The organism is Streptomyces sp. NPDC088732 (assembly GCF_044751205.1).
Taxonomy (GTDB): domain Bacteria; phylum Actinomycetota; class Actinomycetes; order Streptomycetales; family Streptomycetaceae; genus Actinacidiphila.
This window is the reverse complement of sequence record NZ_JBIVLI010000012.1, coordinates 188,305-207,550: the sequence shown is the minus strand read 5'-3', so window position 1 is coordinate 207,550 and position 19,246 is coordinate 188,305. Positions and strand designations below refer to the sequence as shown.

At 72.1% G+C, this 19,246-nt stretch carries 16 protein-coding genes; 8 read left to right on the top strand and 8 right to left on the bottom strand.

Features of this window, described 5'->3' with window-relative positions:
• Positions 1-13: 13 nt before the first annotated feature.
• The 3 genes from ACIP9H_RS21770 to ACIP9H_RS21760 form a co-directional block, all read right to left on the bottom strand.
• The gene (locus tag ACIP9H_RS21770; protein ID WP_360911771.1) at positions 14-1,060 is read right to left on the bottom strand and encodes an ABC transporter permease; all 1,047 of its coding nucleotides are present in this window, start codon (positions 1,058-1,060) and stop codon (positions 14-16) included.
• A gap of 2 nt (positions 1,061-1,062) precedes the next feature.
• Positions 1,063-2,649: a sugar ABC transporter ATP-binding protein gene (locus ACIP9H_RS21765; protein ID WP_401593865.1), complete on the bottom strand. Its 1,587-nt coding sequence runs from the start codon at positions 2,647-2,649 to the stop codon at positions 1,063-1,065.
• Positions 2,650-2,764: 115 nt separating this feature from the next.
• Complete coding sequence (locus ACIP9H_RS21760) at positions 2,765-3,817, bottom strand: sugar ABC transporter substrate-binding protein (RefSeq protein ID WP_401593868.1); 1,053 nt, start codon at positions 3,815-3,817, stop codon at positions 2,765-2,767.
• Positions 3,818-4,077: 260 nt separating this feature from the next.
• Between ACIP9H_RS21760 and ACIP9H_RS21755 the strand changes: the two genes are divergently transcribed.
• From ACIP9H_RS21755 to ACIP9H_RS21730, 6 genes are all read left to right on the top strand, one after another.
• The gene (locus ACIP9H_RS21755; protein ID WP_401593871.1) at positions 4,078-5,418 is read left to right on the top strand and encodes an enolase C-terminal domain-like protein; all 1,341 of its coding nucleotides are present in this window, start codon (positions 4,078-4,080) and stop codon (positions 5,416-5,418) included.
• Positions 5,415-6,179 carry an SDR family NAD(P)-dependent oxidoreductase gene (locus ACIP9H_RS21750; RefSeq protein ID WP_401593874.1) on the top strand — a complete coding sequence of 255 codons (765 nt, stop codon included), beginning with the start codon at positions 5,415-5,417 and terminating at the stop codon, positions 6,177-6,179. Before ACIP9H_RS21755 ends, ACIP9H_RS21750 begins: the two co-directional genes overlap by 4 nt.
• Positions 6,180-6,190: 11 nt before the next feature.
• Positions 6,191-7,195, top strand: a complete 1,005-nt coding sequence (locus ACIP9H_RS21745; RefSeq protein WP_401593877.1) for an aldo/keto reductase — start codon at positions 6,191-6,193, stop codon at positions 7,193-7,195.
• A complete protein-coding gene (locus ACIP9H_RS21740) occupies positions 7,192-7,503 on the top strand; it encodes an L-rhamnose mutarotase (protein ID WP_401593879.1) in 312 nt (103 codons plus the stop codon). The genes ACIP9H_RS21745 and ACIP9H_RS21740 overlap by 4 nt, the downstream gene beginning before the upstream one ends.
• On the top strand, positions 7,500-8,354 hold the full coding sequence (locus ACIP9H_RS21735; RefSeq protein ID WP_401593882.1) for an amidohydrolase family protein: 855 nt from the start codon (positions 7,500-7,502) through the stop codon (positions 8,352-8,354). The genes ACIP9H_RS21740 and ACIP9H_RS21735 overlap by 4 nt, the downstream gene beginning before the upstream one ends.
• A 104-nt stretch (positions 8,355-8,458) precedes the next feature.
• Positions 8,459-10,102, top strand: coding sequence for a PucR family transcriptional regulator (locus ACIP9H_RS21730; RefSeq protein ID WP_401593885.1), 1,644 nt, complete (start codon positions 8,459-8,461; stop codon positions 10,100-10,102).
• Positions 10,103-10,142: 40 nt separating this feature from the next.
• On the opposite strand, the gene ACIP9H_RS21725 is transcribed toward ACIP9H_RS21730, so the two are convergent.
• The 4 genes from ACIP9H_RS21725 to ACIP9H_RS21710 all read right to left on the bottom strand — a co-directional run bounded on the left by ACIP9H_RS21725 (position 10,143) and on the right by ACIP9H_RS21710 (position 15,059).
• Positions 10,143-11,675: an NCS1 family nucleobase:cation symporter-1 gene (locus tag ACIP9H_RS21725; RefSeq protein WP_401593888.1), complete on the bottom strand. Its 1,533-nt coding sequence runs from the start codon at positions 11,673-11,675 to the stop codon at positions 10,143-10,145.
• Positions 11,676-11,745: 70 nt separating this feature from the next.
• The gene (locus tag ACIP9H_RS21720) at positions 11,746-12,768 is read right to left on the bottom strand and encodes a TIGR03842 family LLM class F420-dependent oxidoreductase (protein ID WP_401593891.1); all 1,023 of its coding nucleotides are present in this window, start codon (positions 12,766-12,768) and stop codon (positions 11,746-11,748) included.
• Between the two features lie 30 nt (positions 12,769-12,798).
• Entirely contained in the window at positions 12,799-14,199 is a 1,401-nt protein-coding gene (hydA, locus tag ACIP9H_RS21715; RefSeq protein WP_401593893.1) for a dihydropyrimidinase, read from the bottom strand.
• A gap of 17 nt (positions 14,200-14,216) precedes the next feature.
• On the bottom strand, positions 14,217-15,059 hold the full coding sequence (locus ACIP9H_RS21710; protein WP_401593896.1) for a nitrilase-related carbon-nitrogen hydrolase: 843 nt from the start codon (positions 15,057-15,059) through the stop codon (positions 14,217-14,219).
• Between the two features lie 301 nt (positions 15,060-15,360).
• On the opposite strand from ACIP9H_RS21710, the gene ACIP9H_RS21705 reads away from it, so the two are divergent.
• Together ACIP9H_RS21705 and ACIP9H_RS21700 are read left to right on the top strand one after the other, a co-directional pair.
• Positions 15,361-16,002 (top strand): ArsR/SmtB family transcription factor, encoded by a 642-nt coding sequence (locus tag ACIP9H_RS21705; RefSeq protein WP_401593899.1) that lies wholly within the window; start codon positions 15,361-15,363, stop codon positions 16,000-16,002.
• 86 nt (positions 16,003-16,088) lie between these two features.
• A complete protein-coding gene (locus ACIP9H_RS21700; protein ID WP_401593902.1) occupies positions 16,089-16,820 on the top strand; it encodes an SRPBCC domain-containing protein in 732 nt (243 codons plus the stop codon).
• A gap of 75 nt (positions 16,821-16,895) precedes the next feature.
• On the opposite strand, the gene ACIP9H_RS21695 is transcribed toward ACIP9H_RS21700, so the two are convergent.
• Positions 16,896-19,115 (bottom strand): NADP-dependent isocitrate dehydrogenase, encoded by a 2,220-nt coding sequence (locus tag ACIP9H_RS21695; RefSeq protein ID WP_401593905.1) that lies wholly within the window; start codon positions 19,113-19,115, stop codon positions 16,896-16,898.
• Positions 19,116-19,246 lie beyond the last annotated feature (131 nt).

The window sequence follows — 19,246 nt, the reverse complement described above, 5'->3', positions numbered from 1 at the left end:
GACCTGCTCCCGGCTACTCCTGCTTCTCGCCGGAGGCGAAGCGGGAGATGATCAGGGCGACGATGATGATGGCGCCGTTGAGGAACTGGTTCCACAGCGGCGGCACGCCCGCCAGCGTCATCACGTTGACGACGAGTTGCAGGGTGAGCACACCGGTCAGCGCCCCGAACAGCGTGCCGCGGCCGCCGTTGAGGCTGACGCCGCCGATGACGGTCGCGGCGAAGACCTGGAAGATCCAGCCGCTGCCCTGGTCGGCGGAGATCGAGCCGTAGTGCCCGCTGTAGAGGATGCCCGCGAAGGCCGCGAGCACCCCGCCGATGATCAGGACGACCCAGGTGATCCGGTCCACGCGGATGCCCGCGGTGCGGGCGGCCTCGGCGTTGCCGCCGATCGCGTACAGCGCCCTGCCGTGGCGCAGCCAGGCCAGCGCGCAGCCGCCGGCGGCGAACAGAACGGCGCAGACCCAGATCGCGGCCGGCACCCCGAACCAGGACGCGTGCCCCAGATAGGTGAACGAGCCGGGCAGCTCGACGATGGAACGCCCCTCGGAGATGGCGATCTGCAGACCGCGCAGCATGGTGAGGGCGCCGAGGGTGACGATGAAGCCGTTCAGGCGCAGCTTGAGGATCAGGAAGCCGTTGATCGCACCGATCACCGCGCCGACCAGCAGGCACAGCGGGATCGCCGTCCACACGGGAAGGAGTTCCAGGCCGGTGAAGCGGCCGCCGGAGGAGGGCAGTACGAGCCATACGGCGATCACCGGGGCGACGCCGATGGTGGACTCCAGGGACAGGTCCATGCGCCCGGCGATGAGGATCAGCGCCTCGGCGAGCACCAGCAGGCTCAGCTCGGTGGACTGCTGGGCCACACCGATCAGGTTGTCGGAGGTCAGGAAGGCGGGCGAGACGATGAACCCGATGACCCCGAGCACGAAGATGGCCGGCACGAGGGAGAGTTCACGGAAGCGCGCGAGGCCGCCGGGCCCGCGGCGCGGCTCGTCCGCCGCGGAGTTCTTCGCGGCGGGCACCGGGGGTTCGGTGACGTCGGTGGTGGCGGACATGACTACCTTTCCTGCTCTGAGGGGCCGGCGTCACCGGCGGTGCCGGACGCTCCGGCGGACGGGGCGCGGGACACGCCCTCCATGGCGGCGACCAGTTCCTCGTCCCGCCAGCCCCGGTCGAACTCCGCGACGACCCGGCCGTGGAACATCGCCACGATCCGGTCGCAGGCCCTCAGGTCGTCCAGTTCGTCGGAGATGATCAGTGCCGCCCGGCCCGCGCCGGCGACCTGGCGGATCCTGCCGAGCAGGAACTCCTTGGACCGCACGTCCACGCCGTTGGTCGGGCGGACCGCCACCAGGACGTGCGGGTCGGTGGCGAGGGCGCGGGCGACCACGACCTTCTGCTGGTTGCCGCCGGACAGCGCGGAGACGGGAGTGGCGAAGCCCGGGGTCCTGATGTCCAGGTCCTCGATCATCCGCTCGGCGAAGTCCCGTGTGCGCGAGGGGAGGACGGTGCCGAACGGCCCGAGCTGGTCGGTCACGGTCAGGGTCGCGTTCTCGGCCACGCTGCGGTTGGCGACCAGTCCCTGGTGGTGCCGGTCCTCGGGCACCAGGCCCACGCCCGCCGCGAGGGCGTCGGGCACCCCGCCGGCCCGCACCGGGCGCCCGGCGACGGCGATCCGCCCGGTGTCGGCGCGGTGCAGTCCGGCGAGCGTCTCGCCGAGCCGCACGGCGCCGCTCGCGGTGGCTCCCGCGAGGCCCACCACCTCGCCGGCCCGTACCGAGAGGCTGACGTCCTCGTACGCCCCGTCGAGGGTCAGTCCGGTCACGGAGAGCAATTCCGGCCCGTCGTCCGCTGCCGCGGGGGCGGTCTCGGCGGCGGCCCACGGCTGCGCGGCGCCCGCGGACTCCCCCGTCATCGCCTCCACCAGGGCGTCGTGGCCGATCTCGGCCACGGGCGCGGTGACGATGTGGCGGGCGTCCCGGTACACGGTGACGGTGCTGCAGAGGTCGTAGACCTCCTGCAGGTGGTGGGAGATGAACAGGAAGGCGACGCCCTGCCGTTGCAGGTCACGGAGCTTGTCGAACAGGCGCGAGATGCCACCGGCGTCCAGGCGCGCGGTGGGCTCGTCCAGGATGATGAAGCGCGCGCCGAAGGACAGGGCGCGCGCGATCTCCACGAACTGCCGCTGCTCGACGGTGAGGTCGCGGGCCCGGGCGGCGGGGTCGATGTCGACCCCGTACTCGGCGAGCAGGTCCTGGGCCCGCTGCCGCAGGGTCCTCCACCGGATGGGCCGCAGGGAGCCGGCGCTCTGCCGGTTGAGGAAGAGGTTCTCGGCCACCGACAGCTCCCCGATGACCGTGGAGCGCTGGTAGACGCAGGCGACCCGGGCGCGCCAGGCGTCGGTGTCCCCGAACGAGGGAGCCGGCGCGCCGGAGAAGCGCAGGCTCCCCGCGTCGGGCTGGTACAGGCCGGTGAGGATGTTGACGAGGGTGGACTTGCCCGCGCCGTTGCGGCCGACGAGTGCGTGCGACTCGCCGGCGGCGACCGAGATGCGGGCGTCGCGCAGCGCCACGGTGGCGCCGAAGCGTTTGCCGATCCCGGTCGCCTCGGCCACGGGGGGCGGCGCGGTGGCGGGGTCCGCCATGGTGGATTCCGTTCTGCGGATGCGGTGCGTGCGGGTGCGGTGCGTGCGTACGGGTGGGCGGCGGGCGGGGCCGGAGCGGGCCGGTGCGGCCGGACCGGCCCCGGGCCGCCGCGGATCAGCCGATGTTGTTGCCCCACAGGGCCTTGTCGTCGACGTTGTCCTTGGTCACCAGAGGCGCCGGGAGCTGGTCCTCCAGGCCGTTGGGGATGGCGATGATGGTGGAGTCGTGGTCGGTCGGGCCGGCCTGGAAGGTCTTGCCCTCGGCGGCGGCCTTGGCGTAGAAGAGCGCGTACTTGGCGTACAGGTCGGCGGGCTGGGAGACGGTGGCGTCGATCTCGCCCTTGCGGATCGCGTCGAACTCCTGCGGGATGCCGTCGTTGGAGATGATGAAGATGTGGCCCTTCTGCCCGGCCGGCTTGAGCAGGCCCTTCTGCTTCAGCAGGGCGAGGGTGGGCTGCAGGAAGACGCCGCCGGCCTGCATGTAGATGCCGCCGAGGTCGGGGTGCTGGGCGAGCAGGCTCTGCAGCTTGGCCGACGCCACGTCACCCTTCCAGTCGGTCGGCAGCTCGAAGACCCGGATCCCGGGGAACTTCTCCTTCATGCAGGCCGCGAACGCCTCGGAGCGGTCGCGTCCGTTGATGGAGTCCAGGGCTCCCTGGAACTCGGCGATCTTGCCCTTGCCGCCCATCTGCTCGCCGAGGAACTCGCACGCCTTGGTGCCGTACGCCTTGTTGTCGGCGCGGACGACCATGTAGACGTCGCCCTTGTCGGGGCGGGTGTCCACACTGACGACCGGGATCTTCTTGCCGGCCAGGGTGTCGAGCGTGGAGGCGATCGCGCCGGTGTCCTGAGGGGCCATCACGACGGACTTCGCGCCGGTGTTCTCGAAGACCTGGACGTTGGCCACGAGCTTGGTGACGTCGTTCTGCGAGTTGCTGCGCGGCAGGGCGTTCAGGCCGTCGTCCTTGATGCCCTGCTCGATGTACTGCGCGTAGGAGTTCCAGAAGTCGGAGTCGGAGCGCGGCAGGTCGATGCCGATGGCCGGCTTCTTGTCACCACCTGCCCCGGCGGTGCTGTCGCTGCCGCGGTTGCAGGCGGTGGCGAGGGCGGCCAACGCAAGTGCGGCCGCGGCAACCGCGGCGGTGGAGCGCGTACGGGCGAGCTTCATGGCCGTGTTCTCTCCTTGCCCAGGGCGGGGGCGATTCATCCGAGGTATCGCGGACGAGAAGGAAAGTAAGTCCGTCGTGCTGTCATGACAACCCCCTGTACGGACACGATCGGACGAATCCGTTGCCCATCGGGCGCGGCACACCCATCCGTCACAGACATCCGAGGAATGGATTGCCAGCCCCGGCCGATGGCGCTTACAGTCACCCTGGCGCGAGACCTCCGATGTCTCGCCCATGGCCGAGCGTGAAAGGCAGCCAGTTGTCCGCGACCTCCGCCTGTATCACCGCGATCGACACCCACGACATCCGCTTCCCCACCTCACGGGAACTGGACGGGTCCGACGCGATGAACCCGGATCCCGACTATTCCGCCGCGTACGTGGTGCTGCGCACCGACGCCGGCGACGGCCTGGAGGGGCACGGCTTCGTCTTCACCATCGGACGCGGCAACGACGTCCAGGTCGCGGCCATCGAAGCGCTGCGCCCGCACCTGATCGGCCGCCCGGTGGACGAGGTGTGCGCCGACCCCGGCTCGGTCGCCCGCGACCTGACCGGTGACAGCCAGCTGCGCTGGCTGGGCCCCGAGAAGGGCGTGATGCACATGGCGATCGGCGCCGTCGTCAACGCCGTGTGGGACCTGGCCGCCAAGCGCGCCGACAAGCCGCTGTGGCGCTTCCTGGCCGACGCCGAACCCGAATGGCTGGTCTCCCAGGTCGACTTCCGCTACATCGCCGACGCCCTCACCCCCGAACGCGCCCTGGAACTGCTGCGGCGCGGCAAGGAGGGCGCGGCCGCCCGCGCCGCCGGGCTGCGGGAACGGGGCTATCCCGGCTACACCACCTCGCCCGGCTGGCTCGGCTACTCCGACGAGAAGCTGACCCGGCTCGCCAAGCAGGCGGTCGCCGACGGCTTCACCCAGATCAAGCTGAAGGTCGGCGCCGACCTGGAGGACGACGTCCGCCGGCTGCGCGCCGCCCGCGCCGCCGTCGGCCCCGACGTGCGCATCGCGATCGACGCCAACCAGCGCTGGAACGTCGGCGAGGCCGTGGCCTGGGTGAACGCGCTCGGCGAGTTCGAGCCGTACTGGATCGAGGAGCCGACCTCGCCCGACGACGTCCTCGGCCACGCCGCCGTCCGCGAGGCCGTGGCCCCGGTGCGGGTCGCCACCGGCGAGCACGTGCAGAACCGCATCGTCTTCAAGCAGTTGCTGCAGGCCGGGGCGCTCGACGTGCTCCAGATCGACGCGGCGCGCGTCGGCGGTGTCAACGAGAACCTGGCCATCCTGCTGCTGGCCGCCGCCTTCGGTGTGCCGGTCTGTCCGCACGCGGGCGGCGTGGGGCTGTGCGAACTGGTGCAGCACCTGTCGATGTTCGACTACGTGGCGCTGTCCGGCACCACCGAGGACCGCGTCATCGAGTACGTGGACCACCTCCACGAGCACTTCGTCACCCCGGTCGTCATCCGGCACGGCCACTACACCGCTCCCGCGGAACCCGGCTTCTCGGCGCAGATGAGACCGGAATCGATCGACGAATTCCGCTACCCGGACGGTACGTTCTGGGTGGCCGACCGGGCAGGGCAGGAAGGACAGACGGCATGAGCGAACTGGACGGGCTGAGCGGGCTCGCCGCCCTGGTGACGGGCGGCGCCTCGGGAATCGGACTGGCCACCGCGCGGCTCCTCGCGGCGCGCGGCGCCCGGGTCGCCGTGCTCGACCTCGCGCCCGGCGCGCTGCCGGAACCGCTGCTGGCCTTCAAGGCGGACGTGTCCGACGACGCCTCCACGCGGGCCGCCGTCGACGCGGCGGCGCAGGAGCTGGGCGGTCTCGACATCGTGGTCAACAACGCCGGGATCGGCGCCGCGGGCACCATCGAGGACAACCCCGACGAGCAGTGGCACCGCGTGCTCGACGTCAACGTCCTCGGCATGGTCCGCACCACCCGCGCGGCCCTCCCCCACCTGCGGCGCTCCGCCCACGCGTCGGTCGTCAACACCTGCTCGATCGCCGCCACCGCGGGGCTGCCCCAGCGCGCCCTGTACAGCGCGAGCAAGGGCGCGGTCCTGTCGCTGACGCTGGCGATGGCGGCCGACCACGTCCGCGAGGGCATCCGCGTCAACTGCGTCAACCCCGGCACCGCCGACACCCCGTGGGTGGCGCGCCTGCTGGACGCCGCCGACGACCCCGAGGCCGAGCGCGCCGCGCTGCGGGCCCGGCAGCCCATGGGCCGCCTGGTGACCGCGGACGAGGTGGCCGCCGCCATCGCCTACCTGGCGAGCCCCGCCGCGGCCTCGGTCACCGGCACCGCGCTCGCGGTCGACGGCGGCATGGCCGGGCTGCGCCTGCGCCCGGCAGGGCAATGAGGGGAGCGGGGATGCGACGCAACACCCTCGGCCGCAGCGGCGTCCCCGTGACCGCGGTGGGCTTCGGCTCCGCGGCCCTCGGCAACCTGTTCACACCGGTCACCGACGAGGCGGCGGCGCAGGCCGTGGACGCCGCCTGGGACGCGGGCATCCGCTTCTTCGACACCGCCCCGCACTACGGCCTGGGGCTGTCCGAGCGGCGGCTCGGCGCCGCCCTGCGCGACCGGCCGCGCGAGCAGTACACGGTCTCGACCAAGGTCGGTCGCCTTCTGGAGCCCGCCGGGGACGGCGGCGCGGCGGTCGGCGACGACCTGGCGAACGGCTTCGCCGTCCCCGCCGACCACCGCCGGGTCTGGGACTTCAGCGCCGACGGCGTGCGCCGCAGCATCGAGGACAGCCTGCGGCGCCTCGGCCTCGACCGCATCGACGTCGTCTTCCTGCACGATCCCGACGACCACGCGGAAGAGGCCTTCGGCCAGGGCTACCCCGCCCTGGAGAAGCTGCGGTCCGAGGGAGTCGTGGACGCCATCGGCGCCGGCATGAACCAGACGGGCATGCTCGCGCGCTTCCTGCGCGACACCGACGTGGACGTGGTGCTGATGGCCGGCCGCTACACGCTGCTGGAGCAGGAGGGCCTCGCCGAAGTGCTGCCGGAGGCGGCGGTGCGCGGGAAGAGCGTGGTCGTCGGCGGGGTCTTCAACTCCGGCCTACTGATCGACCCGCGCCCGGACTCCCGGTACGAGTACGCCCCGGTCCCCGCCCCCGTCCTGGCCCGCGCCCGCCGTCTCCAGTCCGTCACCGGCCGCCACGGCGTCCCCCTGCGCGCGGCGGCCCAGCGCTTCCCCGCCGCGCATCCGGCCGTGGCGAGCGTGCTGCTGGGGCTCCGCTCGCCCGCGGAGGTGCGCGACGCCGAGGCGATGCACCAGCACCCGCTGCCGGCCGCGCTCTGGGACGACCTGCGCGCCGAGGGACTGCTCGGCGCCGAGACGCCCGTACCCCCCGGGGAGGCGTCGTGAAGGTCGCGCTGCACACCACGGTCCGCGCCGACCGGATCGGGGAGTACGAGGCGGCTCACCGCGAGGTGCCCGAGGAGCTCACCACCGCGATCCGCGCCGCGGGCGTGCGCGCGTGGACCATCTGGCGCAGCGGAACCGATCTGTTCCACCTCCTGGACGTGGACGACTACCCGGCGATGATCGCCGCGCTGGAGGGCCTGCCCGTCAACATCGCCTGGCAGGCGCGGATGGCGGAGCTCCTGGACGTCGCGCACGACTACTCGGCGGACGGCGCCGGGGCGACCCTGCCGGTGGTGTGGGAGCTGTGACCGTGCCGCACGGCGTCGTGGACGCCCACCACCACGTCTGGGACCTCGCCGTCCGCGACCAGGACTGGCTCACCGGCGAGCGGCTGGCCCCGCTGCGCCGCTCGTTCTCCGTCGCCGACCTGGAACCCGAGGCGCGGGCGGCGGGCGTCACCGCCACCGTCCTCGTCCAGACCGTCACCGTCGCCGAGGAGACACCGGAGTTCCTCGCCCTCGCCGCGCCGGGCGGTCTCGTCGCCGGGGTCGTGGGCTGGACCGACCTGACGGACCCCGCGGTCGCCGACCGGCTCGCGGCCCTGCGCGAACTGCCCGGCGGGGAGCGCCTGGTGGGCATCCGCCACCAGGTGCAGGGCGAGCCCGACCCGGAGTGGCTGCTCCGCGCCGACGTGCAGCGCGGGCTGCGCGCCGTGGCCGAGGCGGGTCTGGTGTACGACCTGGTGGTGCTGGCCGAGCAACTGCCGGCGGCAACCAAGGCGGCGGCGCTCCTGCCGGAGCTGGTGTTCGTCCTGGACCACCTGGGCAAACCCCCCATCGCCGCGGGAACGTTGCGGCCGTGGGCGGACGACCTGCGGGCGCTGGCCGCGCTGCCCAACGCCGTCTGCAAGCTGTCCGGCATGGTCACCGAGGCCGACTGGGACTCCTGGACCACCGCCGACCTCGCGCCCTACGCCGGCACCGTGCTGGACGCCTTCGGCCCGGACCGCCTGATGTTCGGCTCCGACTGGCCGGTCTCGCGGCTCGCCGCCTCCTACGCCGAGGTCGTCGACGCCGCCCGCACCCTGACCGACGGCCTCGCCCCGGCCGAGCGGGACGCGGTGTTCTCCGGGACCGCCCGCCGCGTCTACGGCATCTGACCCGCGGGTGAGCGGCCCGGGAAGCTCGGGCCGCTCACCCGCCCGGTCGCGGCGACGGTGACTAGACTCCCACCCCTGGCAGGACGAGGGACGGGCGTGATCGCGTGGGCGACGACAGACCGGACGCACCCCCGCCGCACACGGCGGGTCGGCTGACCGTGCGCGACGTCCTGGACCTGGACCTCGTCACGCCCTGGGGGCCGGAGGTCGTCGCCGGCTCCGCGCACCTGCACCGCGCGGTGCGCTGGCTGCACGTCGCCGAGGCGCTGGACGTCGGGGTCATGCTCAGCGGCGGGGAGATGGTGCTCACCACCGGTCTGCTGCTGGCGGGCGACGAACGGGCCCAGCGCGAGTACGTGGAGTCGATGCAGCGGGCCGACGTCGCCGCCGTGGTCCTGGGCCTCGGCCGCGCCTTCCGCACCACGCCCGAGCCGATGCGGCGGGCCGCCGAGCGCTGCGGGGTGCCGCTGATCGTGCTGCACCGGCCCGCGCCGTTCGCCCGGCTCACCGAGGAGGTGCACGCGCGCCTGGTGCACGGCCGGTTCGCCGCCCTCGACCTGTCGGAACGGATACGGTCCTCGCTGACCGTGCTCAATCTCTCCGGCGCGACGCTGCAACGGGTGCTGGACGAGATCGCCGCGCTGAGCGGCTGCCCGGCGCTCGTGGTCAACCTCGCGCAGCGCGTGCTGGCCTCGGCCGGGGACCAGGGGTCGCTCAACGGCCTGCTGCGGGACTGGGAGCGGGTCTCCCGGCAGGTGGCCGAGCTCGCGGGGAGCGGGGCGGTGACGGTCGGACCGGACGGCTGGATCGTGGCGCCGCTGGAGGCCCGGGGCCAGCAGTGGGGCCGGCTGGTGCTCGTCGGCCACCAGGGCACGGAGGAGTCGGGCCGGGTGCTGGGGGCGCGCGCCGCCGAGGCGCTGGCCATGCACCGCCTGCTGGGCGACCGCGACCGGGGCTGGGAGGACCAGGCCGCCGAGTCGCTGCTGCTCGACCTGGCCTCGGGCACCGCCCGCCCCGAGCAGTTGCTGACCCGGGTGCGCGCGGCGGGGCTCCCGGTCAACCGGCGCGTCTTCGTTCCCGTGGTCGTACGCCCCCTCGGTCCGGCGCCGGACGGCAGGGACGACCTTCCCGAGCTGATCGAGCACGCGCTGGCCGAGCATCCGGACGTGGCGGGCCTGGTGGCCCGGATCGGCCCGGCGGGCACGGCGGTGCTGCTCAGCGTCCCGTACGGGCAGGACACCGATGCCGCCGTGCGGCGGGTCGCGGTCCAGGTGCACGAGGAACTGGCGGCCCGGGGCCGCACGGCGGTCGCCGGGGCGGGCTTCGGCTGCCGCGAACTGGACGAGGTGCGGCGCTCCTTCGTCGAGGCGGTGCACGTCGCGGACGCGGCGGTGGCCGGGCCCCCGGCGTCACCCGTGGCCCGGCTGCGGGACGTGCGGCTGCGCGGCCTGGTCCGGCTGCTGCGGGACGAGCCGGAACTCCAGGCCTTCATCGGGCGGGAGCTGGGCCCGCTGCTGCGGAACCCGGCGCTGCTGGAGGCGCTGCGCGCCTATCTGGACACCGGCCGCAACAAGTCGGCGGCGGCGCAGATGCACCACGTCAGCCGGCCGGCGTTCTACCGGCGGCTGCAGAGCATCGAGGCCCTGCTCGGCATCGACCTGGACGACTGGGAGCAGCTGACCTCGCTGTACGTCGCGCTCCTCGCGCACGAGGCGCAGCGCGCCGCGGGGCCCGGGGCCGACCGCTGAGGCGGCCGGGGCCCGGGCCCCGCGCACGGGCGGCCGGAGGTCAGCTCCTGCGGTCGGGGGCGAGCCGGGTCAGCAGGAGGTAGACGACCAGGGACGCAGCCAGGCCGACGGCCCAGCCGTAGTCGGCGAGCGGCTTGAGGAACGGGATCATGCCGTCGACGGGGAACGGCCCCTGCTTGACGCCCTTGGCGTCGAGCCCGGAGTGCGAGCCGCCGATGGCGAGGACGCCGCCCACGGTGAAGGCCGCCAGCGCCCGCCAGTTCCAGCCGCCGTCGTACCAGTAGCGTCCCTCCGTCCGGTACAGGTCCGCGAGTTCGAGCCGGGTACGGCGGACGATCCAGTAGTCGGCGATGAGGATGCCGGCCACGGTGCCGAGCAGTCCGCCGACCGTGCCGAGCCAGGTGAAGATGTACGCCTGCGGGCTCGCCAGCAGCTTCCACGGGAAGATGACGACGCCCACCACGGCGGTGATCAGGGCACCGGTGCGGAAGCTGATCCGGCGCGGCGCGATGTTGGACAGGTCGAAGGCGGGCGAGACCACGTTGGCCGCGATGTTCACCGACAAGGTGGCCACCAGGACCGTGATCAGCGCGAAGAGCACCCCGGCCCAGTTGTCCAGCTTCGCGGCCAGCGCCACCGGGTCCCAGATCGGTTCCCCGTACACGGCCTGCGAGCCCGAGGTGACCAGCACCGAGAGCAGCGCGAACAGCGTCATCGTGGTCGGCAGGCCCAGGGACTGGCCCCACAGCTGGGCGCGCTGCCCGGCGGCGTAGCGGGTGAAGTCGGGGATGTTGAGGGAGAGCGTCGACCAGAAGCCGATCATGCCCATGAGCGCGGGGAAGAAGACCTTCCAGAACCCGGATCCCCAGCCGAGCGCGGAGGGCTGGTCGAGCAGCGGGCCCAGGCCGCCGGCCTTGTTCGTCATCCAGATCAGCAGCGCGATGGCGCCGACGATGACGAAGGGCGCCGCCCAGTTCTCGAAGCGGCGGACCATCTCCATGCCGCGCACGATGATCGCGACCTGAATGATCCAGAAGACGACGAAGGACAGCCACTGCGTCCACGGGTATCCGCCGATCGTCCCGGCGCTCGCCCACGAGTCGCCGAAGAGCTTCCCGGCGAGCAGGAAGATGCCGGAGCCGCCGATCCAGGTCTGGATGCCGAACCAGACGCAGGCGACCGCGGCCCGGACCAGGGCGGGCAGGTTGGCGCCGCGCACCCCGAACGACGCACGGGCGAACACCGGGAAGGGGATGCCGTACTTGGGGCCGGCGTGGCCGGTGAGCAGCATCGGCACCAGCACGACGACATTGGCGAGGGCGATGGTGAGGACCGCCTGCTTCCAGTCCATGCCGAGGGCGACCAGGCCCGAGGCGAGGGTCCAGGAAGCGACGTTGTGGGCCATGCCGACCCACAGGGCGGTGAAGTTGTACGTGGTCCACTTCCGTTGGGCGAGCGGTACCGGAAGCAGGTCCTGGTTGGCGTAGGGGCCGGAGGGAATCGCGTCGGGCGCGAGCTCGACGCGGCCGTCGGCCCCGGCTCTGCCGGCCGGCGGTGGAGCGGTGGCTGTCATGGCAGCCCCCTTCGTTCGAGGCGGGGATCGGGGATCGAACGTGCCGTGCGGGGGGATGAAGGGGCCGGGGTCAGCCGCGGAGTGCGGGAATGACGGTGGAGCCGTAGACGTCGATCACGGACTCCTTGGCGTCCTGCATGTCGTACAGGGCGAACTGGTCGACGCCGAGGGCCTTCAGGGCGCGCAGCTTCTCGATGTGCTGCTCCGCGGTGCCGATGAGGCAGAAGCGGTCGACGATCTCGTCGGGGACGAACGCGGTGTCGGGGTTGCCGGTGCGGCCGTGGTGCGAGTAGTCGTACCCCTCGCGGGCCTTGATGTAATCCGTCAGCTCCTGGGGGACGGCGGCGGACTCCTCCCCGTACTTGGTCACCAGGTCGGCGACGTGGTTGCCGACCATGCCGCCGAACCAGCGGCACTGCTCGCGGGCGTGGGCCAGGGCCTGCGGCGAGTCGTCCTCGGTGACGTAGGCGGGCGCGGCCACGCAGACCTTCACCGCCGACGGGTCGCGGCCGGCGGCCACCGCCGCGTCCTTGACCGCCTTGACCATCCACTCCGTCAGATAGACGTCGGCGAGCTGCAGGATGAAGCCGTCCGCCTTCGCCCCAGTGATCGCCAGTGCCTTCGGACCGTACGCCGCCATCCACACCGGCAGTTCGGCACCGGGGCGCACCCAGGGGAACTTCACCACCGTGCCGCCGCCGAGGTCCACCTCGCGTCCCTCGGCGAGTTCGCGGATGACGTGCATGGCCTCCTCTATTCGGGCGAGGGTGTTGGGCTTGCGGCCCGCGACCCGCATCGCGGAGTCGCCGCGGCCGATGCCGCAGATCGTCCGGTCGCCGAACATCTCGTTCAGCGTCGCGAAGGTGGAGGCGGTCACCTCCCAGGTACGGGTACCCGGGTTGGTGACCATCGGCCCGACGACCAGCCGCTCGGTCCGCGCCAGGATCTGGCTGTGGATGACGAACGGCTCCTGCCACAGCACGGTCGAGTCGAACGTCCAGCCATGGGTGAAGCCGTTGCGCTCGGCGCGCCGCATGAGCTCGACGACCCCGGCGGCGGGCGGGTCCGTCTGCAGGACGAGACCAAAATCCATTGCTCTGCTCCCTGGGGTGGCTGGGTGTGGTCAGACGAGGTACTGGCAGGTCGCGCGGGTCTGGTAGCGGCCGTGGCCGGCCCGGCCCAGGTAGCGGTCCTGGTCGACGACCACGGTGCCGCGGGACAGGACGGTACGGGCCTTGCCGGTCAGGCGCTTGCCCTCGTAGGCCGAGTAGTCGACGTTCATGTGGTGGGTCGCGGCGGACACGACCTGCTCCGCCGCGGGGTCGTAGATCACGATGTCGGCGTCCGCGCCCGGCGCGATGGTGCCCTTGCGGGGGTACAGCCCGAACATCCGCGCCGGGGTGGCGCAGGCGATCTCGATCCAGCGGCGGCGGCTGATGTGGCCGTCCACCACGGCCTGGTGCAGCAGGTCCATCCGGTTCTCCACCCCCGGCAGACCATTGGGGATCTTCGAGAAGTCGCCCCGGCCCAGCTCCTTCTGCCCCACGAAGCAGAACGGGCAGTGGTCCGTCGACACCACCTGCAGATCGTTGGTGCGCAGGCCCTTCCACAGCTCGGCCTGGTGCTCCCTGGGACGCAGCGGGGTGGAGCAGACGTACTTGGCGCCCTCGAAGTCCGGCTCGGCCAGGTTGTCCGTGGACAGGAACAGATACTGCGGGCAGGTCTCGGCGAAGACGTTGAGGCCGCGGTCGCGCGCGGTGGCCAGCTCGGCGACGGCCTGCTGCGCGGAGACGTGGACGACGTAGAGCGGCGAGCCGGCGACCTCCGCGAGCCGGATGGCGCGATGGGTGGCCTCCGCCTCCAGCAACTCCCTCCGGACCTCGCCGTGGTGGCGCGGGTCGGTCTTCCCGGCGGCCAGCGCCTGCTCGACCAGTACGTCGATGGCGATGCCGTTCTCGGCGTGCATCATGATCAGGCCGCCGTTGTCGGCGCCGCGCTGCATCGCGCGCAGGATGCGGCCGTCGTCGCTGTAGAACACCCCCGGATAGGCCATGAACAGCTTGAAGGACGTGACGCCCTCGTCCACGAGGAGGTCCATTTCCTTGAGGCTGTCCTCGGTGACATCAGACATGATCATGTGGAACGCGTAGTCGACGGCGCAGTTGCCCTCGGCCTTGGCGTGCCAGGCGTCGAGCCCGGCGCGCAGCGGCTCGCCCACGGACTGCACGGCGAAGTCCACGATCGTGGTGGTCCCGCCCCACGCGGCGGCCCGCGTTCCGGTCTCGAAGGTGTCGGAGGCGAAGGTGCCGCCGAAGGGCAGCTCCATGTGCGTGTGCGCGTCGACGCCGCCCGGGATGACGTACATCCCGGTCGCGTCGATCACGGTGTCCGCTGTCCAGCCCTCGGCGACGGTGCTGCCGGCGGCGGCCAGGGCCACGATCCGCTCGTCCTCGACGAGCACGTCGGCGGGGGTCTCCTCGGCGGCGGTGACGACCAGTCCGCCGCGGATCAGGATCCGGCTCATGTCCCGCGTCCCTCCCCTCAGGCCTCGGTCAGCGGGCCGTAGGCGTCGGGACGGCGGTCCCGGTAGAAGGCCCACTGCCGGCGGACCTCCTCGATCTGCCCGAAGTCCAGGTCGCGGACGACCAGTTCCTCCTCCTTGTCGGAGGCCACGTCGCCGACGAACTGACCGCGCGGGTCGACGAAGTACGAGGTGCCGTAGAAGTCGTTGTCGCCGTACTCCTCCTGGCCGACGCGGTTGATCGCGGCCACGAAGTACTCGTTGGCGACGGCGGCGGCCGGCTGCTCCAGCTGCCAGAGGTAGGCCGACAGCCCGCGGGAGGTCGCGGAGGGGTTGTAGACCAGTTCGGCCCCGGCAAGGCCGAGGGCGCGCCAGCCCTCGGGGAAGTGCCGGTCGTAGCAGATGTAGACGCCGACCTTGCCGACCGCGGTGTCGAAGACGGGCCAGCCGAGATTGCCGGGCTTGAAGTAGAACTTCTCCCAGAAGCCCTTGACCTGCGGAATGTGGTGCTTGCGGTACTTGCCGAGGTACGAGCCGTCGGCGTCGATCACCGCTGCGGTGTTGTAGTAGAAGCCCGCCTGCTCGACCTCGTAGACCGGCACGACCATGACCAGGCCCAGCTCCTTGGCCAGCGCCTGCATGCGCCGCACGGTCGGACCGTCCGGCACGGGCTCGGCCCAGCCGTAGTGCTCCGGCTCCTGGACCTGGCAGAAGTAGGGGGCGTTGAACACCTCCTGGAACCCGATCACCTGCGCCCCCCGGGCGGCGGCCTCACGGGCGTACCGCTCGTGCAGGTCGACCATCGATTCCTTGTCGCCGGTCCACCTGGTCTGCACGAGTGCTGCGCGCACAACTCGACTCATCGGTCTTCCCTCCGACACGCGGCGATGCGCGGACCCCGGAGACGGGCTCCGGGCCGCTTGTCGGCTGACCTTAGGAGCCGGGGGGCGCGGGGTGGAGTACCACGCTGTAACGCACTGGGGGCCCGGGCGTTCCGTCGCGTCACCTGCGCGGATGCCGATCAGAGCGATGTCAGGGGTGCTCGCTCGTCCGGTGAAATCGGCGTTTCGTCACCGCCTTCGCGGTTACCGGCGGGTGTCGCGGGGAGCGCCCGACAAGGTGATGAGTCTGGACAAAAATATTGTTCGGTGAGAGTCTGGGGCCATGCTGGACGTGACCGTGATCGAGGACTCCGCGGCCGCCGCCGCCTCCCTGGACCCCGTACGGGCCCGGCTCCTGGCCGAGCTGGCCGGGGGTCCCGCGTCGGCGACCATGCTCGCCGCCCGGGTCGGGCTGCCCCGGCAGAAGGTGAACTACCACCTCAGGGCGCTGGAGACGCACGGCCTGGTGGAACTGGCCGGGGAACGCCGCAAGGGCAATGTCACCGAGCGGCTGATGCAGGCGACCGCCGCCTCGTACGTCATCTCACCGCTCGCGCTGGCCGCCGTGCAGCCCGACCCCGGCCGGTTCCGCGACCAGTTGTCCGCCCGCTGGCTGCTGGCCGTCGCCGCCCGCCTGGTGCGCGACGTCGGCACCCTGATCACCGGCGCGGCCAGGGCCCGCCAGCGGCTGGCGACCTACGCCCTGGACGGCGAGGTGCGCTTCGCGTCCGCCGCCGACCGGGCCGCCTTCGTCGAGGAGCTGACCCGCGGCGTGAGCGCGCTGATCGCCCGGTACCACGACGCGGACGCCGAGGGCGGCCGCGAGCACCGCATCGTCGTCGCGCTCCATCCCACCGTCAAGGACCCGGTGACCGCAGGGCAGTCAACGCCCGAAACCCCGCCGGCCGTCGAGGAGCAGGCGTAGGAGCCGTGCCCGCACCGCAGCGCCCCACCGCCTCCGCACACCACATCCGCCCCGCACGTCAGCGGGCACGAGGAGAGAGCACCCCCATGGGCAAGGAATTCGAGATCGTCCGCGAGTTCGAGGTCGAGGCGGCACCGGAGGAGGTCTGGGAGGCCGTCACCACCGGCTCGGCGGGCTGGCTCTGGCCCCAGGAGTTCGAGCCCCGCCAGGGCGGCGCCGCACCCTTCGGCGGCGTCCTCACCGTCTGGGACCCGCCGCACCACCTGACCGCCCGCGCGGAGTTCCCCGACGGCGTCGGGAACCAGGCCTTCAACCAGCTCGAGCACGTCATCGAGGCCCGCGGGGACGGCGGTTGCCGGGTCCGCTACGTGCACAGCGGCATCTTCGTCGACGACTGGGACACCCAGTACGACGGCGCGAGCAAGCACACCGACTTCTACCTGCACACCCTGCGTCAGTACCTGACGCACTTCGCGGGCCGCCCCGCCGCCTTCGCGACCGTCAACGGCCCCGCCGCCTCCACCGCGCCGGACGCCCTGGAAGCCGTCAGCCGCGCCCTCGGCGTACCCGACGACGCCGCAGAGGGCGCCGGTGTCCGCCTGCGGCTGCCCGGCGTGGCGGCGCCCGTGGACGCCGTCGTGGACTTCCGCAACCCGTACTTCGTCGGCGTGCGCACCACCGACGCCATGTACCGGGTCTTCGGCCGCAACCACTTCGGCGCACCGGTCGGCATCAGCGTGCACGACTTCTCGGCCGGCGCCGACGGCAAGGAAGCCGCGGAGCGCTGGCAGCGCTGGCTCGACGGCGTCTTCGCCTGACGCGCGCCGCACGAAGCGAACCGCCCCGGCTGATCCTCCAGCCGGGGCGGTTCGTTCGCGTACGTGAGGGCCGGGTCAGCCGAGGATCGCCAGAGCCTCGTTGAGCGTGGCCGACGGGCGCATGACGGCCGCGGCCTTCACGGCGTCGGGCTGGTAGTAGCCGCCGATGTCGGCCGGGGAGCCCTGGACGGCGATCAGCTCGTCGACGATCGTCTGCTCCTTGTCCGACAGCGTCTGGGCGAGCGGGGCGAAGGCCTTGGCCAGCTCCGGGTCGTCCGTCTGCCCCGCCAGCTCCTGGGCCCAGTACAGGGCCAGGTAGAAGTGGCTGCCGCGGTTGTCGATGCCGCCGAGCTTGCGGCTGGGCGACTTGTCCTCGTTGAGGAACGTGCCGGTGGCGCGGTCCAGGGTGTCGGCCAGGACCTGGGCGCGGGCGTTGCCCGTGGTGGTCGCCAGGTGCTCGAAGCTGACCGCGAGGGCCAGGAACTCGCCCAGGCTGTCCCAACGCAGGTAGTTCTCCTTGACCAGCTGCTGCACGTGCTTGGGCGCGGAGCCGCCGGCGCCGGTCTCGAACAGGCCGCCGCCGTTCATCAGCGGGACCACCGACAGCATCTTGGCGCTGGTGCCCAGCTCCAGGATCGGGAAGAGGTCGGTCAGGTAGTCGCGCAGCACGTTGCCGGTGACGGAGATCGTGTTCTCGCCGCGGCGGATGCGCTCCAGGGAGAACTTCGTCGCCTCGACCGGCGACTTGATCTCGATCTGCAGGCCCTCGGTGTCGTGCTCCGGCAGATACTGCTCGACCTTGGCGATCAGGTTCGCGTCGTGGGCGCGCTCCGCGTCCAGCCAGAACACCGCCGGGTCGCCGGTCGCACGGGCGCGGGTGACGGCGAGCTTGACCCAGTCCTTGATCGGCGCGTCCTTGGTCTGGCAGGCGCGGAAGATGTCGCCCGCGGAGACGGCCTGCTCCAGCACGACGTTGCCGGCCCGGTCGACCAGGCGGACGGTGCCGGTGTGCTGGACCTCGAAGGTCTTGTCGTGGCTGCCGTACTCCTCGGCCTTCTGCGCCATCAGGCCGACGTTCGGGACCGAGCCCATCGTCGCCGGGTCGAAGGCGCCGTGCGCGCGGCAGTCGTCGAGGACGGCCTGGTAGATGCCGGCGTAGCTGCTGTCCGGGAGCACCGCCAGGGTGTCGGCCTCCTGGCCGTCCGGGCCCCACATGTGGCCGGAGGTGCGGATCATGGCCGGCATGGAGGCGTCCACGATGACGTCGCTCGGGACGTGCAGGTTGGTGATGCCGCGGTCGGAGTCGACCATCGCCAGCGCCGGGCCCTCGGCGAGCTCGGCCTCGAAGGACGCCTTGATCTCCGCGCCCTCGGGCAGCGCCTCGACGCCCTTGAGGATGCCGCCGAGACCGTCGTTCGGGGTCAGGCCGGCGGCCGCGAAGGCCTCGCCGTACTGCGCGAAGGTCTTGGGGAAGAACGCGCGCACCACGTGGCCGAAGACGATCGGGTCGGAGACCTTCATCATCGTGGCCTTCAGGTGCACGGAGAACAGCACGCCCTCGGCCTTGGCGCGGGCGACCTGCTCGCCCAGGAACTCGCGGAGCACCGCGACCCGCATGACGGACGCGTCCACGACCTCGCCCGCGAGCACCGGGACCGACTCGCGCAGCACCGTGGTCGTGCCGTCGTCGCCCAGCAGCTCGATGCGCAGGGAGCCGTCCTCGGCGATCACCGCGGACTTCTCGGTGGACCGGAAGTCGTCACCGGTCATGTGCGCGACATTGGTCTTCGAGTCGGCCGACCACGCGCCCATGCGGTGCGGGTGCGCCTTGGCGTAGTTCTTGACGGACGCGGGGGCGCGGCGGTCGGAGTTGCCCTCGCGCAGGACCGGGTTGACGGCGCTGCCCTTGATCTTGTCGTAGCGGGCGCGGACGTCCTTGTCCTCGTCGGACTTCGCGTCGTCCGGGTAGTCCGGCAGCGCGTAGCCCTGCTCCTGAAGCTCCGCGACCGCGGCCTTCAGCTGCGGGATGGAGGCCGAGACGTTCGGCAGCTTGATGATGTTCGCCGCCGGGGTCTTCGCCAGCTCGCCGAGCTCCGCGAGGGCGTCCGGGATGCGCTGGCCCTCCTCCAGGTACTCGGGGAAGCTCGCGATGATCCGCCCGGCCAGGGAGATGTCGCGGGTCTCCACGGCGACGCCGGCCGTGGAGGCGTACGCCTGGATCACGGGCAGGAACGAGTACGTCGCCAGCGCCGGCGCCTCGTCGGTGTGCGTATAGATGATGGTCGAGTCAGTCACCGGGTGCTCCGCTCCACGTCTGCAACATTGCAACATTGCTCGACATCAAGATATCTCGTGACCGCACCCCTCTCGACGGGACCCTGCCCACGGCGGCGGCGCCCACCGCCCGGATGCCGCCACCGGACTCC